We start from the raw sequence: 15,745 nt of genomic DNA on the forward strand, positions 1-15,745 counted from the left end.
GCAGGTCATGGCCCGCAGACAGGCCGGCGCCTATCATCGCGACGAACGCCCCGCTTCCAGGCCGCAGTACGCCATGTCGGATTTCGCAGTCGCCCGTTTGTTCGACAGCGGCACCGTGGCGGTGCGCGACGTGCTGTGTTCGGGCCAATGCCGTCATCGCAGCGCCGAGGAATGCGCGTCGGCGACTCACCTGGTCTTTCCGTATCGCGGTCTGTACCTGCGCCACGTCGGCCAGGACCAATCGGTCGCCGATGCCAACCACGCGCTGCTGTTCAATGCCGGCGAGGGTTATCAGGTCAGCCATCCCGTGCTCGGCGGCGACGCCAGTCTGGTGCTGGCGATTTCGCAACCGCTGCTGCGCGAACTGGCGCCCAACAGCCTGCTGCACCGGCGCGACGAGCTGGGTTTCCGGCGCCAGTCGCTGCGCATCGACGCGCGCGCGCAGGCGCTGGTCGCGCTGCTGCGCCACAGCCTGCAACTGGGCCGGATCGAAGCGCTGGAAGCCGAAAGCCTGGCCCTGACCCTGGTCTGCCGCAGCCTGGGCCCGCGCACCAGCCACGCCACCGCCGCCACGCATGCGCGCCGGCGCCTGGTCGACCGGGTCAAGGTGCTGTTGGCCTCGGACCTGACCCGGCGCTGGAGCCTGGAGGAGATCGCCGGCGAGATCGGCGGCTCGGCGGTGTACCTGACCCAGGCCTTCCAGCAGGTCGAAGGCCTGCCGCTGTACCGCTATCACCTGCGCCTGCGCCTGGCGCGCGCGCTGGACCTGATCCCGCATCGAACGGACATGTCGGCCTTGGCCCTGGACCTGGGCTTTTCCAGCCACAGCCATTTCAGCGCCGCGTTCAAGCAGGCCTACGGCCGCACGCCCACCGCGTTCCGGCGCTCGGCCTACGCCAAGAGCGCCTGAGCGGCGCGGATCGCTAAAGATTCCGACAGCGGCGCGTCCGCCGCGATGGTCTCCTGAGCGCACCCGATCCACGGGTCACTACGGAGAACGTCATGAACGAGAACACCTGCGCCGCTTGCGATTGCGAGCTGGACGACCAGGCCATCGCGGTCAGCCTGGGCGGCCGCACCGTCGAAGTGTGCTGCGAAGAATGCGCGCAGAAGCTGCGCGAGTCGGAGGTGCGCGCATGAACGGCGAGACTTATTTCGCCGACCGGCGCACCGTCGCCACGCCCGCCGGCCGGATCAGCTACGTCGAACGCGGCGCGGGCCCGGTGGCGCTGTTCGTGCACGGCGTGCTGCTCAACGGCTACCTGTGGCGTCATCAGCTGGCCGAATTCGGCGACGCCCGGCGTTGCATCGCACCGGACCTGCTGGGCCACGGCTACACCCGGGCCAACGAAGGACAGGACCTGTCGGTGACCGCGAACGCGCACATGCTGGCGCAGTTCCTGGACGCGCTGGGCATCGATCGCGTCGACCTGGTCGGCAACGACAGCGGCGGCGGCATCTGCCAGATCTTCGCGGCGCTGTACCCGCAGCGCATTCGCAGCCTGGTGCTGAGCAACTGCGACGCCCACGACAATTGGCCGCCGGAAGCCTTCAAGCCGTTCGTGGCGATGGTCGCCGCCGGCGGGCTGGGCGACACGCTGCGCGCCATGCTGGCCGACAAGTCGGTGTTCCGCGAGGCGCTGGCGCCGGCCTACGAACGTCCCGAGCAGGTCGCCGACGCCACCATCGACACCTACCTGCGCCCGCTGCTGGACACCGAACGACTGCGCGCGCTGGAAGGCTTCGTCAACGCCTTCGACTGCCGCCACACGCTGGCAATCGAAGACGGGCTGCGCCGTCTGCAGGCGCCGACCCTGATCGCCTGGGGCACCGACGATGTCTATTTCCCGCTGACCTGGTCGCACTGGCTGCAGCAGACCATTCCCGGCACCACCGGGCGGGTCGAGTTCGACGGCGCGCGCATCTTTTTCCCGGAGGAACGTTGGCAGGAATTCAACCGCGCACTGCGCGCGCATTGGCAGGCGCACTCGGTCGCGGCCGCGGACGAGGCGGCCACGGCATGAGCCCCACCATCGCCGTCTACGGCGCCTACGGCCACACCGGGCGCTTCGTGATCGCGCAGTTGCGCAAGCGCGGTTTGACACCGCGCCTGTGCGGCCGCGATGCCGCGAAGCTGCAGACGCTGGCCGACGCCTATCCGGACCTGGATCGCCGGCAGGCCGCGATCGACGCGCCGCACCAGCTGGACCGCATGCTGGAAGGCTGCGCGGCCGTGATCAATTGCGCGGGCCCCTTCCTCGACACCGCCGCGCCGGTGCTGGAAGCGGCCCTGCGCGCCGGCCTGCCCTACCTGGACCTGTGCGCCGAACAAGGCGCAGCGCTGGACCTGGTCGCCGGCTACGACCGGCAAGTGCGCGACGCGGGCCTGATCGCGATACCGGCCATGGCCTTCTTCGGCGGCCTGGCCGATCTGCTGGCCACCGCCGCGTTCGGCGATTGGCCGCAGGCCGATGCGATCGAAACGGCGGTGGCGCTGGACCGCTGGCATCCGACGATGGGCACGCGACTGACCGGGCAGCGCAACCAGCGGCCGCGGCTGGTGATCGCGAATTCGGAACTGGCCCTGCTGCCGCTGCCCGCGGCCACGCGCGACTGGACCTTCCCCGCGCCGTTCGGCACGCAACCGACCCTGGCCCTGCCGTTCTCGGAGATCGCCAGTTACGCGCGCCACCTGCGTTGTACGCGCGCGGACTCGTACATGAATCTGACCGCGGTGCAGGATGTGCGCGATCCCGATACGCCGGTGCCGAGCGCGGTGGATGCGGACGGTCTGTCGGCGCAACGCTACGCGGTCGAGGTGCGCGTGCATCGGCAAGGGCGCACGCGCAGCGCGAGCGCGCAGGGGCGCGACATCTATGCGGTCAGCGCGCCGCTGATCGTCGAGGCGCTGGTGCGGATACTGGACGGCCGCAGCCATGCGACGGGTGTGGTCGCACCGGGCCAGGCCTTCGACGCCACCGACTTTCTGTCGGCGCTGCCGGACCTGACGTGGACGTTGGCGGCGGCTGAGTGAGCCGCCGCCTCAATAGAACGCGATGCCCGGCCGCAGCAGCAGGTGGAAGACCAGGGTCAGAGCGATCAACGCGAGCAAGGGGATGGCGACCGATCGCACCGCCGTCGTCTCGCCCGCGCGCGCGGGGATCGCGAACCACGCCGCGGCCTGCATCCACCACAGGCCGATCACGTACTCGGCCACCGGCACGATCGCGACCTGGTCCAGGCTGCCTGGCACGCGCATCGCGATGATCAGCGGCAGCGCCAGCAAGCCCGGCAACGTCGCGACCTGGAATACGAACGCGCTGCGCCGGCCCGCGGAGGCGATCCGTTCCGGCTGCGCGGCCAGGGTGAGCAGCGGCCGCAGCAGGCGTACGGCGATCCAGACGATCGCCGCCATCGCCAACAGCGCGGCGACCGTCTTGGTCGGCGCGCTCCACTGCAGGTATTCCATCGCCATGCCGACGTCGTTGCCGGGGAAGATCGCACCCACCACGAACTGCGGCAGCGCCTGATAGCACCCGTGGAACGCCATCCAGATCGCGAACAGACGCCACAACGCCGAACGCGGCGGGCAACGCCGCAGCCAGTAGGCGCAGGCCGCGGCGACGATCAGCGTCGCCAGCGCGCCGGTGCCCTGGAACAGCTTGGCCAGCGGATGGTCGCCGTCCCAGTTGTGGTTGTTGTGGAACAGGGTCGGCCGCAGCCCCGGCGTGAACGCCTTGGGCAGCACCAGGAACAATTCCTGCACGAAGAAGATCAGGCTGAAGCACAGCGCGTACAGCAGCATTGAGGCGACGACCAGCGTCCAGTCCCAGGCCAGGGACGCGACCGGCGGCCGCGCCTGGCCGCGGCTGCGCCAAACGCCGTACGCGCCCAGCAGCAGCGGGCCGCCCAAGGCGAACACCGGAGCGAATACGGACAGAAAACCAATCGGGGTCATGACGATCGCAGCCTGGGAGCAGACGCGAGTGTAGGCGAGTCGCGCGCGATCGTCGCCGCGGGTCAGCGGCGGAATTCGTAAAGCACGCCCTCGCGCATGCTGGCCAGCAGCTGCAGGTCCAACGACGCCAGCGGCACGTCTTGACGATCCGCGAGCACCAGGTCGTCGTCCAACTGACCGTTGTACCAGCACATCAGCAAGCCGAACCGGGTGCTGCGCGGCTGGCCCAACAGGTCGCGGATGAGCTCCAGCCACGGCGCGCACGAATCCTGCGAGGGCGCGTGCGTCTCGCGCGCCGATTGCTGTTGCGCCAGCGCGCGCTCGATCTTGGCTTCGCTCCAACCCTTGCGGCGCATGCGCTGCACAGCCTCGGCCGGATCCTTGGCGCGATCGCGCAAGCGCCAGCCCAAGGGCGTGTCGCAGTCGCAATGCGCCGGCGTGGTCAGGCAGTAACGCAGCCCGGGGCCGAGTTGGCGCTCGATGCTCGGGTTGGAGGTGGGCTGCAAGCGGCGCCCATGGCGTTGCGCGATCGCCTGCAGCGCGGCCAGATCGGCTTCGGCGGACACGGCGGCGGTGATGAAGCGGCACATGGCCCTAGAGTAAGCCAGGCGGCGCCGCGTGCGCCCGGCCAACGGCGGATGCGCGGCCGAGCCCGAACTTCGGCGCGGCCGGCCTGATCGGCCGCGCATCCGATCCGGGCCTTCCGGCACGGGACCGCGCGGCCGCCTGCCCCTATAAACGGCGATGCACCGTTGGCGCCGACAGGAGGTCTTGCATGCCCGCATCCGCTCCCGCTGCTTCACCGCGTCTGGCGGCCTGGGTCGAACGCTACGCGCACCCCGCGATCCTGATCGGCGCGACCGCGCTGTGGTGGGCGTTGCGGCCGGACGAGGGCGCCACCCTGATCACGCTGATCGCGGTGCTGCTGTTGTGCGCGGCGCTGGAAGCGCGCGTGCCGGCGATGCCGCAGTGGCGGCAAAGCTTGGGCACGCGACTGCGCTTGATCGGCGTCTACGTCCTGGCGCTGGCCGTGTCGGTGCTGTTGCTGGGCGGGTACGAAACCGTGCTCAACCCCGCCCTGAGCGGATTCCGCGCCGGCCTGGGCGACGCGCTGTGGCCGCAGAGCTGGCCCCTGGCGCTGCAGGTGGCGCTGCTGTTCTTCGCCTCCGACCTCATCTATTACTGGATCCATCGCGCGATCCACCGCTGGGGCCCGCTGTGGCGCTTGACCGGGCACGGCTTCCACCACGGCTTCCACAACCTGCACGCGCTCAACGTCGGCACCAACCATCCCTTCGAGGCGGTGTTCCTGGTCCTGCCGCTGGTGCTGCTGGCGGCCGCCACCGGCGCCTCCGACCTGGCCGTGGAAGCGGCCGGCATCTTGCTGCTGGTCAACGCGGTGCTGGCGCACGCCAACCTGCGCATGCACACGCCCGGCCTGTCCTGGCTGATCACCTGCAGCGAGCACCACCGCCGCCATCACTCGTTGGTGTTCGCCGAAAGCAACAGCAACTACGCCTGCAACGCCATCGTCTGGGACCGCCTGTTCGGCACCTACAGCCAGGGCCCGGTGGCGCAGACCGGCATCGGCCCCAGCGAGCCGGGTCTGTGGCGCATGTACCTGCTGCCGTTCCGCGAACCGGGCGACGCCGACACGGTGTCCTCGCGCAAGCACGGGCGCGGCGACTGAGTCCGCGGGCCGCCGCTGGCAATTTGCGCGCGCCGCCTTGCGCCATCCGGCGTTGCGCTCCCAAGCGCGCCACGAATGCGATCCGAACCCGCCCTCGCAGGGCGGAGGCGCGTATCGACGTGCCGTGCCGGCCCCGGTCGGCTCCGGCCCCGTAGCCGTAACCCGCATCCGCCGCGTTGCCTTCCGCAGGCGCGGCTCCGAGAATCGCGCCGCCCCGGCTTGGGGCGGACTTTCACGGAGGAATCGCGATGAGGAAGCAATGTCTGACGATGGCGGCGGCGGTGCTGGCCGCGCTGGCGGTGGCGGGCCCGGTGCAGGCCGGCAAGGTGATGCCCGGACAGGAAGTGGTCGTGGATATGGATGCGCACAAGGCCAGCGGCTCGCTGAACGCCGCCCGCCATAGCGCGGACAAGATGCAGGCGATCGGCTGCTTCACCGACATCGGCAACGCCACGCCGTATGCGCGCGGCTACTGCTTCGCCAACGACATCGACGGCGAGTCGGTCGTGTGCTGGAGCGACCGCCAGGAGGTGGTGAAGATGATGCAGTCGGTCTCGGCCTACTCCTACATCAGCTTCCAATGGAACACCTACGACCAGCAGTGCGACGGCCTGCGGGTGCGCAACGGCTCCGACACCCTGCCCTGAGCTCGACGGGCCGGCCGGACGCCGGCCCGTCCGATTCGCGTGCCGGGACCGTCCCGAGGGCGGCCCGGCGCGCGATTTCATAATTCTTCACTTGCCGATCAGGCACTTCATCCGGTTTGCGGTTGTGATCGCGGCTCCTTCCGCCGATGAGCGCCGTCCATGCCCGCCCTGCACCGCCTGCTGCTGTTGCTCGCCCTGCTCAGCCCCGCCGCCCACGCCGCCGACGACGGCTGGCCGGCCGCGCGCGCCGGCGATACCGCCTTCGACCCAGCGCGGCTGCGCGCCCTGGACGCGCGCCTGGGCGACGGCAGCCTCAAACAGCTAACCGGCGTGTTCGTGGTACAGCGCGGCCAGCCGGTGTACGAGCGCTACTTCAACGGCGCCGACGCCGACACCCTGCACGACGTGCGCTCGGCGACCAAGAGCGTGACCGCGCTGCTGGTCGGCGCGGCGATCGACCGCGGCAAGCTGCCCGGCGTGCAGGACCGCGTCTACGACCGGTTTCCGGAATTCCTGGCGCGCCACCCGGTCGACCCGCGCCTGCGCGCCACCACCCTGGCCGACCTGCTGACCATGAGCTCGCAGTGGGAATGCGACGACGAAAACCCGTTCTCCACCGGCAACGAGGAGCGCATGTACGTGACCGAACGCTGGCTGGACTTCGCCCTGGCGCTGCCGGTCAAGGGCTATGCGCCGTGGATGCGCAAGCCCGCCGACAGCCCGCACGGCCGCTCGTTCGCTTACTGCACGGCCGGTTCCTTCGTCGCCGGCGCGGTGGTCGAACGCGCGGTCGGCCAGCCGCTGCCGGAGTTCGCCGCCGACGCGCTGGAACGCCCGCTGGGGATCGTGCGCAGTCAGTGGAACCGGTCGCCCGAGGGCATCGGCATGGGCGGCGGCGGCACCCGCTACCGCAGCCGCGATCTGGCCAAGTTCGGCCAGCTGGTACTCGACCAGGGGCGCTGGCACGGCAAGCAGGTGATCTCGGCGTCCTACATCGCGGCGATGACCCGCGAGCAAGCCAAGGCAAACGACGAGGCCGAATACGGCTACCAGTGGTGGCGCATGCACTTCGACGTCGCTGGCCGCGACGTCGCCGCCTGGGCCATGTCCGGCAACGGCGGCAACTACGTGCTGGTGGTGCCGGAGCGGCAGCTGGTAGCGGTGATCACCAGCACCGCCTACAACCAGCGCAACGGCCATATCGCCTCGCGCGAGATCTTCCGCGAGCTGCTCGCGGCGCTGCGCTGAAACTCAGGGCAGGTCGGCCGGCTTCCAAGCCGCCGACGCGACCTGCGCACGCTGCCGGGCCATGTCGGTGTCGATGCGCGCCAGCACGCGCGCGAACGCCGGATCGCCGTGCAACGCGGCGAACAGGGGCGAGGCTTGCAGGTAGGCGCGGTCGCGGTAGCCGGCCGCGACCGCCGCATCCAGCGCGGCCACCGCCGCGTCCGGTCGCTGCCGTGCCAGCTCCAGCATCGCCAGTTCCAGATGCAGGCCCGGCCACGGCGCGGGCTGGGCCGGCGACGGGCGCAGCTCGGCGAGGCGCTGCGCGATCCACGTCGGCGTCGGCGCGGTATCGGCGTACAGCGCGTTCACCGTGATGCCCAGCGAGCTCTGCGGCCGCAGCCGCAGCGCCTGCGCGAACGCGGCGCGCGCACCGGCGCGATCGCCGCGCTGCAAGGCCAGCTCGCCTTGCAGCAGGTACAGATCCGGATGCGGCGTGCCGCGCGTCAGCGCCTCGCGCACGGCGGCCGTGGCCTCGTCGTAGCGGCGCGCGCCGAACAGGCTGCGCGGCCAGGCGATGTTGGAGAACACGTTGTCGGGGAACAGGCGGAAGTTGGCCTGATGACGGCGGCGCGCGGCCTCGGCGAAGCCCAGCAGCTCCAGTCCGCGCGCGACCTGTACATCGCGGAAACGCACCCGCGCCGGATCGCCGCGCAGCTGCATGTTGCCGCGCAAGGCGTCGGCGACCTGGCCCTGCTCCATCTGCAGATAGGCCAGCGAGGCGCGCGTGTTGTCGTCGTCCGGGTCCAGCCGCAGCGCGCGCTCGTAGCCGCTCACGGCCGCGTCGATATCGCCCAGACAGTCGTGCGCGTAGGCCTGCGCCGACCAGGCCTTGGCGTTTTCGGCGTCGCGCCGCAGCAGCTGCCGCGCCAGCGCGAGACCGCGTTCGGCGTTGTCGCGGCCGCCGTTGTAAAGACAGGTGCGCGCGCTGGACAGCCGGCTCAGGCCGATCAGCGCCGCCGCGTCGTCGGGATTGGCGGCCAGCGCCTGCTGGTACAGCGCGATCGCGCGTTCGTTGTTGTCGGCCTGGCCGATGCCGGCGTAGTAGTCCGCACGCGCCAGCAACGGCGATTTCGATGGCGTCGCCGCGTACCGCCACCACAGCGCCGCGACCACCGCGGCCGCGACCAAGGCCGCGGCACCGGCCCAGCGCCATCGCCGCGAGCGCGGCGCGGTTGCGGCCGCCTCAGGCTCGGCCTCGGCCACCGCCTGCGGCACTGCGCACAGCTGGTAGCCCTGCCCGCGCACCGAGCGGATGTAGCGCGGCGCGCGGCTGTCGTCGCCCAGGGCCTGGCGCAGCAGCTTGATGCGCTGGGTGATGGTTTCCTCGCTGACCACCGCCGGCGCCCATACCTCCTGCGCGAGCCGGTCGTAGCTCATCACGCGGTCGCCGTGCGCGAGCAGGCAGGCGAACAGGCGGAAGCTCAGACCCGACACGTCCAGGGCCGCGCCCGCGCGCTCGACGCGCTGGCGTTGCAGATCGATGTGCAGGTCTAGCAGTTGGAGTCGGGACACGGTCGACCGGCGGCGGAGCGGCGTCCGCGATCCTACACGGGCGGCATGGCCGCAGGCACGCGTCAGCCCGCGGTGCGCACCCGGAACACCACGCTGATGCGCGGCCCCTGCGCGCGCCGCGTCTTGGGGATGCCGTGCTCGTGGCTGAGCTGGGAGGCGTAGCTCATGCTCAGCAGGCTGCCCGGCGCCAGGTCCACGGCCAGGGTCTCGCGCGCGCCGCGCTGAGCGCGGATCAGCATGCGTCGCGGCGCGCCCAGCGAGACCAGGGTGATGGGATGGCCGCGCACCAGGGTGTGCAGCTTGTCGTGGTGCATGGCCACGCTGTCGCGGCCGTCGCGGTAGAGGTTCATGCCGATGCGGCTGTAGGGCGCCGGCGCGCGTTCGCGCACACGCCGCAGCATGTCCGCCAGCGGCAGCGTATCGGGCAGTTCGTCGCAGGCGTAATGGGCCAGCAGCCGCGGCACGTCGACGATGCGGTCGTACATCGGCCGCTGCAGGTGCGTCCAGTCGGCCTGCGCGTGCAGGAGGTCGAACCAGGCCTGCGCGGTCGCGGCGTCGGCGAAGCCGGGCCAGTAGCGCACGCCGCCCTCGGCGTCGTCGACCAGGGTCTGGCAATCGCTCGCGAACAGATCGTCGGCCAGGGCGCACAAGGCTTTCATCGCGGTCTCAGTGGAAATCGCGCGAGCTGGTCTGCAGCTCACCCAACAGATGGCTGAGGTCCTGCATCTGGCGCGCGATCAGGTGCTGCACGCCGTCGACCTGCTCCCAGCGGCCGCGCACCGCCAGCAGGCGCGCGCCGAGCAGGGCTTTGCGCGAGCGCAGAGCGACGTCCTGCCACACCACCACGTTGACCATGCCGTGCTCGTCCTCGAGGGTGACGAAGATGGTGCCGCCGGCGGTGGCCGGACGCTGGCGCTGGGTGACGATGCCGGCCGCATGCACGCCGCGCCCGTGCGGCTGCTCGCGCAGCTGGCGCGAGTCCAGCACCCGCTGCTGCTGCAGGCGCTTGCGCAACAGCGCCAGCGGATGCGTGCGCAGGCTCAGGCCCAGCGCCCGGTAGTCGGACAGCACGTCCTCGCCCTGGGTCGGTGCGGGCAGTTCGATCGCGTCCTCGTCCGGACTGTCCGGCAGCAGCGGGCGCTGGCGCTCGATGCCGGCCACCGCCCAGCGCGCGGCGTGGCGGTGGCCGGCCAGGCTCTGCAAGGCGCCGGCCTCGGCCAGGGCGTGACGGGCCTTCTCGTCCAGGCCCGCGCGCAGACACAGGTCGCGCACATCGGCGAACGGGGCGCGCGTGCGTGCGGCGACCAGCGCGAGCGCCGTGTTTTCCGACAGGCCGCTCACCTGGCGCAAACCCAGACGGATCGCCGCCTGCCCGCCGTCGCCCTCGCCGATGCGGACCGCGCCGCCTTGCAGGGTGTTGTCCCAGTCGCTGCAACTCACGTCCACCGGCAGCACTTCCACACCGACGCGGTTACCGCGGCCGCGGCGCGCGTCCTGCACGATTTCGCTGGGCGAATAGAAGCCCATCGGTTGCGCGTTGAGCAAGGCGCAGGCGAACGCCGCCGGCTCGTGGCGCTTCATCCAGCAGCTGATGTAGACCAGCTTGGCGAAGGAGGCGGCGTGGCTTTGCGGGAAACCGTAGGAACCGAAGCCTTTGATCTGCTCGAAGATCTGATCGATGAAGGCGGAGGAATACCCTTTTCCCTCCATCAGATGACGGATGCGCTGGCGATGCGGCTCCATGTCGCCGCCGCGCCCCCAGGCCGCCATGGAACGGCGCAGGCCATCGGCCTCCGACGGCGTGTAACCGGCGTGGATCACCAGTTCCATCACCTGCTCCTGGAACAACGGGATACCCAGAGTGTTTCCGAGGATGTGCTGGATGTCCGGGGACGGATAATCCACCGGCTCCTTGCCCTGCCGCCGCCGCAGATACGGATGCACCATGCCGCCCTGGATCGGCCCGGGCCGCACGATCGCCACTTCCACCACCAGGTCGTAGAAGTTCTTGGGCTTCAGCCGCGGCAGCATGCTCATCTGCGCGCGCGATTCGATCTGGAACACGCCGATGGTGTCGGCGGCCTGGATCATCTCGTAGGTCGGCCCATCGCCCGCCGGCAGCTGCGCGATGTCGATCGTGTAACCGCGATGGCGCTCGATCAGCGCCACCGCCTTGCGGATGCAGGTCAGCATGCCCAGCGCCAGGCAGTCGACCTTGAGCAGCTTCATGGTCTCCAGGTCGTCCTTGTCCCACTGGATGATGGTGCGCTCGTCCATGGCCGCGTTTTCCACCGGCACCACCGTGTACAGCGGCGTGTCGTTGATGACGAAACCGCCGACGTGCTGCGAGAGGTGGCGCGGGTGCCCGCGCAATTGCGAAGTCACCGCCAGCACGCGCCGGATCAGCGGATTGTCGGGGTCGAAACCGGACTCGCGCAGGCGCTGCTCCATCGGCGTCTCGCCGTTGCCCCAGCCGTAGCATTCGGCCAACAGGGCGATCTGGTCCGGCGGCAGGCCGAAGGCCTTGGCCACGTCGCGCACCGCGCTCTTGCCGCGGTAGCGGATCACGGTGGCGGCCAGCGCGGCGCGCTCGCGGCCGTACTTGGCATACACGTACTGCAACACTTCCTCGCGCCGCTCGTGCTCGAAATCGACGTCGATGTCGGGCGGCTCGCCGCGCTCTTTGGACAGGAAGCGCGCCATCAGCAGCCGGCTCTCGGCCGGGTTTACCGCGGTGATGCCCAACGCGAAGCAGACCGCCGAATTGGCCGAGGAACCGCGCCCCTGACACAGGATGTCCAACGAGCGCGCGTAGCGCACGATGTCTTCCACGGTCAGAAAAAAAGCTTCGTACTCGAGTTCCGCGATCAGCTCCAACTCGTCGTCGATCTGTTTCACCACGGCGGCCGGCGCGCCCTCGGGCCAGCGCCTGAGTTTTCCGGCTTCGGTCAGTTCGCGCAGCCAACTGGTGGGCGTATGCCCCTCGGGCACCAGCTCGGCCGGGTACTTGTATTGCACCTCGTCCATGCGGAAGCGGCAGCGCTGCGCCAGCCGCACGGCGGCGGCCAGCAGCTCGGGCGGGTAGATGTTGCCCAGCGCGCGGCGCGTGCGCAGGTGACGTTCGCCGTTGCGGAACAGCTGCGCGCCGCAGTCGGCCAGCGGGGTGTTGTGGCGGATCGCGGTCATGGTGTCCTGCAGCACGCGCTGCCGGCGCAGGTCCATGTGCACGTCGCCGCTGGCCACCGGCACCAGGTCCAGACGCGCTGCCAGGTCCAGCAATACGCGCAGGCGTTGGTCGTCGTCTTCTTCGCGGCGCAGTTCCACGGCCAGGAAGGCGCGCTCGCCGAGCAGGCCGCGCAACCACTGCCCCTGCACCGGGTCCGGCATGGAGGCGGGCAACCACAGCGCGAACACGCCGGCCTCGCCCTCGCCCAGCACCTGCTGTACATCATCGCGGGTCAGGCGGTACGCGCCCTTGGGCGCCGCGCGGCGTGCCAGGGTAATCAAGCGGCACAGCTGGGCGTAGCCGTGCTGGGTTTCCACCAGCAGCACCAGCTTCAGACCGCAATCCAGCACGAACTCGCTGCCCACCACCAGACGCAGCCCGGTCGCGCGCGAGGCCTCCAGCGCACGCACGATCCCGGCCAGCGAGCATTCGTCGGTGATCGCCAGCGCCTCGTAGCCGCAATGCAGCGCGCGCGCGAACAGATCCTCGGCGCTGGACGCGCCGCGCAGAAAGGAAAAATCGGACAGGCAATGCAGCTCGGCATACGCGGGCAGGTCGTCGCCGCTGTCGGCGTCGTCGTTGGCGGCCTGCAGGCGCAATCGCTGCGCGACCTCCCAGGCGCGCGGCAGGCGGCCGCCGGGCGTGTCGCGATCGACCCCGTTCACGGCATCGTCCCAGCTCATGCGAACCACCCGTGCAGCATCCAGCCCTCGCGCTCGCCCGGCGGCGCATAGGCCCAGGCGCGCTGGCCCTGGCCGGTCTCGATCAGGTAGTAGTCGCGGCGCGCGTCGGCGCCGTCCCACCAGCCGCTTTCCAGGCGCTCGGGGCCGGACACGATGCGCGGTTGCGCATCGCGCAGCGGCATGGGCTGCGGCAGCAGCCACAAGGGCCGCGGCGGACGCGCCGGCGCATCGGCGATGCGCGCCTGGTCGCCCTCCACGCGGCGCCAGGCGCGCTCCGGACGCGGATCGCCGGCCGGCACCACCCGGTACACCGCCTCGTCGCCCAAACGCGCGCGCAGGCGTTCGCGCAGCTGCGGCCAGGGCTGGGTCTGCTGCGCGCGCAGATCGAACAGATCGCGCGAGGCCGGCACGAACGGCGGTAGTTCGCGCGCCAGCAAGCGCAGCGCCACCACCGGCTGATCGATCTGCACGCGCTCCAGGCGATTGCGGGTGAGTTCGAACAGCATCGCCGGCTCGCGTTCGGCGGCCAGCAGCCCGACTTCGACATCGGTGTGCGCGCCCTCGTGCTCCAGGCGCAGCACGAAACGCTGCACGCCGCCGTCGCGGATCGACAGGTAGGTGCACAGGTCGCCGATCAAACGCCGCAGCGGAAACAGCAGCGCCATGTGGCTTTCCACTTCGTAGCCCATTTCCACGCGCGCATCGAAGTGGTCCGGCGGCGCGTAATACGTCAGCGGATCGTCGGCCTGTCCGTACATCCGGTCCAGGTGCTCCAGCAGCGGCAGGCCGAAGCGCCGCCGCAGGCCGTCGCGCGGCAGCGCGCGCAACGCGCGCAGGTCGCGCACGCCCATGCGTTGCAGGCGCTCGCCGTCGCCCTCGGGCAGGCGCGCGCGGCGCACCGGCACGCGATCCAGGCAGTCGGCCATCGCGCCCGGATACGGCAGCGCCAGGCCGTCGCGCAGCCCGGCCAGCACATACGCCGCGCGCGGCGTGGGCGCCAGCGCGATGCGGTGGCTGAAACCCAGCGCGGCGAGCTCTTCGCGCAGCCGCGCTTCGATGCGCGGCCACGGCCCCAGCAGACGGAAACTGGCGCGCACCTCCAGCACGATGCAGCCCGGCCATTGCGCGCTGACCAGCGAGCTGTGGCGATACGCCCACGCCGCCAGGAAGCGCTGCCAGCGCGCTTCGGCCTGCGGCTCGTATTCCACCATCGAAAATTCCGGCAGCAGCGCATGCGCGGCGGTCAGGCGCATGCCCGCGCGCAGGCCGGCGTCGGCGGCGCTGGCGTTGACCGCATGCAGGCTGCGCAATTGCGCCGGCCCGGTCACCAGCGCCAGCGGCGCGGCGGGATCAGGCAAACGCCGGAGGACGGCGTCCAGCGCCAGCTGCGGCAGCAGTATGCAGGCCCACAACATGCGCGCGCCTCACGCCGTGCCCGGTACGGCGGTGAGCGATGCAGCGCTGTCCGCTACGGCCGCGCCCGGCACATAGGATTGCGCCGGCGCGGGACCGCCGCGGCATTTACGCACATGCCAGGCGCCGCGCGCGTATTCCACGCGCAGGGCGGCCGGCGAAGGATTGGCCGCGTGCTTGCGGTCGCGCAGCGCGAAACCCAGGCAGTCGCCGCTGTCGGCGGCCACCTGCAGCCGGCGCAGCGCCGGCGCATCGGCCTGCGCGGGCCAACCGATCACCGCCGCACAGGCGCCGCTGCGCAGGCATTGTTCGAACGCCCACAGGGCATCGCGTGGCGCGGCGTCGACGATCTGCAGCGAGGCCAGGTCCACGCCGGCCGCCTGCCACGCCGGCGCGTACGGCAGATACGGCGGCGCGATCAGCGCCACCGTGCCGCCGGCCCGGGTCATGCGTACCAGGGTCGGCATGAGTAGCGACAACTCGCCGACGCCGTCGGCGGGCAGCAGCAGTTCGGTCAGTGCGCGCCGCGGCCAGCCGCGCTGCGGCAACAACGCGTCCAGCGCGGCATGGCCGGAGGATTCGCCCTCGGCGGCGATGCCGGCGCTGCGCCCGGCATGCCACAGCGTCTGCGCGGCCAGCAGGCTTTCGATGGCGACCACGGCGCCCACTCAGCCCAGCCGCACCAGGCCGCAGTAAACGCCTTCGATGGCGAAGTCCTGCCCCGCCTCCACCACGATCGGCGCATGCGCGCTGTTGCGCGGCAGCAGGCGGATCTGCCGGCGCGTGCGCTGCAAACGCTTGATCGTCAGCTCGCCGTCGATGCGCGCGACCACGGTCTGCCCGTCGCGCGCGTCGGCGCTGCGGTGCACGCCGACCAGGTCGCCGTCGAGGATGCCGTCGTCGATCATCGAATCGCCCTGCACCTTCAGCAGATAGTCCGGCGTCGGCGAAAACAGCCGGCGGTCCAGCCACAGCTGCTGGTCCAGGCCGATGTCGGCGCCGATCGGCGCGCCCGCCGCGACCCGGCCCAGCACCGCCAGCGGCAGCACGTCGGCGCCGCCGCCCGGCAGGCTCAGCCCGCGCTTGCGGCCCGGCGCCAGTGCCAGCCAGCCGTCGGCGACCAGCGCCTGCACGTGCTTCTGGGCGGCGTTGCGCGAAGCGAAGCCGAAGGCGGCGGCGATCTCGGCCAGGCTGGGCGCGCGCCCGGCCGCCAGTTCGCGGCGCAGGAAGGCCAGCACGGCGGCACGTTGCGGCGGCAGGGAGTCGGGCGTGTCCATAGGTGTACATTTGTACACTCATTGGCGACCGGAGGCGAGCCCCGGAACGGCC

15 protein-coding genes are annotated in these 15,745 nt (G+C 71.0%); 7 read left to right on the forward strand and 8 right to left on the reverse strand.

All coding sequences use genetic code 11. From position 1 onward, the window contains the following. Positions 1 to 73: 73 nt before the first annotated feature. The 4 genes from LVB77_RS19625 (at position 74) to LVB77_RS19640 (ending at position 3,034) form a co-directional block, all read left to right on the forward strand. On the forward strand, positions 74 to 910 hold the full coding sequence (locus LVB77_RS19625; RefSeq protein ID WP_232907878.1) for an AraC family transcriptional regulator: 837 nt from the start codon (positions 74 to 76) through the stop codon (positions 908 to 910). Between the two features lie 92 nt (positions 911 to 1,002). Further along, a complete protein-coding gene (locus LVB77_RS19630) occupies positions 1,003 to 1,140 on the forward strand; it encodes a hypothetical protein (RefSeq protein WP_232907879.1) in 138 nt (45 codons plus the stop codon). Then, positions 1,137 to 2,024 (forward strand): alpha/beta hydrolase, encoded by an 888-nt coding sequence (locus LVB77_RS19635; RefSeq protein WP_232907880.1) that lies wholly within the window; start codon positions 1,137 to 1,139, stop codon positions 2,022 to 2,024. The genes LVB77_RS19630 and LVB77_RS19635 overlap by 4 nt, the downstream gene beginning before the upstream one ends. Beyond that, positions 2,021 to 3,034: a saccharopine dehydrogenase NADP-binding domain-containing protein gene (locus LVB77_RS19640; RefSeq protein ID WP_232907881.1), complete on the forward strand. Its 1,014-nt coding sequence runs from the start codon at positions 2,021 to 2,023 to the stop codon at positions 3,032 to 3,034. Before LVB77_RS19635 ends, LVB77_RS19640 begins: the two co-directional genes overlap by 4 nt. Positions 3,035 to 3,043: 9 nt before the next feature. On the opposite strand, the gene LVB77_RS19645 is transcribed toward LVB77_RS19640, so the two are convergent. After that, positions 3,044 to 3,958, reverse strand: coding sequence for a hypothetical protein (locus LVB77_RS19645; RefSeq protein ID WP_232907882.1), 915 nt, complete (start codon positions 3,956 to 3,958; stop codon positions 3,044 to 3,046). Positions 3,959 to 4,020: 62 nt separating this feature from the next. Then, positions 4,021 to 4,548, reverse strand: coding sequence for a hypothetical protein (locus LVB77_RS19650; protein WP_232907883.1), 528 nt, complete (start codon positions 4,546 to 4,548; stop codon positions 4,021 to 4,023). Positions 4,549 to 4,733: 185 nt separating this feature from the next. Between LVB77_RS19650 and LVB77_RS19655 the strand changes: the two genes are divergently transcribed. From LVB77_RS19655 to LVB77_RS19665, 3 genes are all read left to right on the forward strand, one after another. Further along, the gene (locus LVB77_RS19655; protein WP_232907884.1) at positions 4,734 to 5,648 is read left to right on the forward strand and encodes a sterol desaturase family protein; all 915 of its coding nucleotides are present in this window, start codon (positions 4,734 to 4,736) and stop codon (positions 5,646 to 5,648) included. 248 nt (positions 5,649 to 5,896) lie between these two features. Next, entirely contained in the window at positions 5,897 to 6,295 is a 399-nt protein-coding gene (locus tag LVB77_RS19660; protein WP_232907885.1) for a hypothetical protein, read from the forward strand. Between the two features lie 159 nt (positions 6,296 to 6,454). Continuing rightward, positions 6,455 to 7,543, forward strand: coding sequence for a serine hydrolase (locus LVB77_RS19665; RefSeq protein WP_232907886.1), 1,089 nt, complete (start codon positions 6,455 to 6,457; stop codon positions 7,541 to 7,543). Between the two features lie 3 nt (positions 7,544 to 7,546). On the opposite strand, the gene LVB77_RS19670 is transcribed toward LVB77_RS19665, so the two are convergent. From LVB77_RS19670 to lexA, 6 genes are all read right to left on the reverse strand, one after another. Then, the gene (locus tag LVB77_RS19670) at positions 7,547 to 9,094 is read right to left on the reverse strand and encodes a winged helix-turn-helix transcriptional regulator (RefSeq protein ID WP_232907887.1); all 1,548 of its coding nucleotides are present in this window, start codon (positions 9,092 to 9,094) and stop codon (positions 7,547 to 7,549) included. Positions 9,095 to 9,156: 62 nt separating this feature from the next. Next, the gene (locus tag LVB77_RS19675) at positions 9,157 to 9,753 is read right to left on the reverse strand and encodes an alpha-ketoglutarate-dependent dioxygenase AlkB (protein ID WP_232907888.1); all 597 of its coding nucleotides are present in this window, start codon (positions 9,751 to 9,753) and stop codon (positions 9,157 to 9,159) included. A 7-nt stretch (positions 9,754 to 9,760) separates the two neighbouring features. After that, positions 9,761 to 13,003, reverse strand: coding sequence for an error-prone DNA polymerase (locus tag LVB77_RS19680; RefSeq protein WP_232907889.1), 3,243 nt, complete (start codon positions 13,001 to 13,003; stop codon positions 9,761 to 9,763). Continuing rightward, on the reverse strand, positions 13,000 to 14,418 hold the full coding sequence (locus LVB77_RS19685) for a DNA polymerase Y family protein (RefSeq protein WP_232907890.1): 1,419 nt from the start codon (positions 14,416 to 14,418) through the stop codon (positions 13,000 to 13,002). The genes LVB77_RS19680 and LVB77_RS19685 overlap by 4 nt, the downstream gene beginning before the upstream one ends. A gap of 9 nt (positions 14,419 to 14,427) precedes the next feature. Next, entirely contained in the window at positions 14,428 to 15,084 is a 657-nt protein-coding gene (gene imuA, locus LVB77_RS19690; protein WP_232907891.1) for a translesion DNA synthesis-associated protein ImuA, read from the reverse strand. After that, complete coding sequence (gene lexA, locus LVB77_RS19695; RefSeq protein ID WP_232907892.1) at positions 15,085 to 15,693, reverse strand: transcriptional repressor LexA; 609 nt, start codon at positions 15,691 to 15,693, stop codon at positions 15,085 to 15,087. Positions 15,694 to 15,745 lie beyond the last annotated feature (52 nt).

It is taken from the genome of Lysobacter sp. 5GHs7-4, assembly GCF_021284765.1.
Classification (GTDB): Bacteria; Pseudomonadota; Gammaproteobacteria; order Xanthomonadales; family Xanthomonadaceae; genus Lysobacter.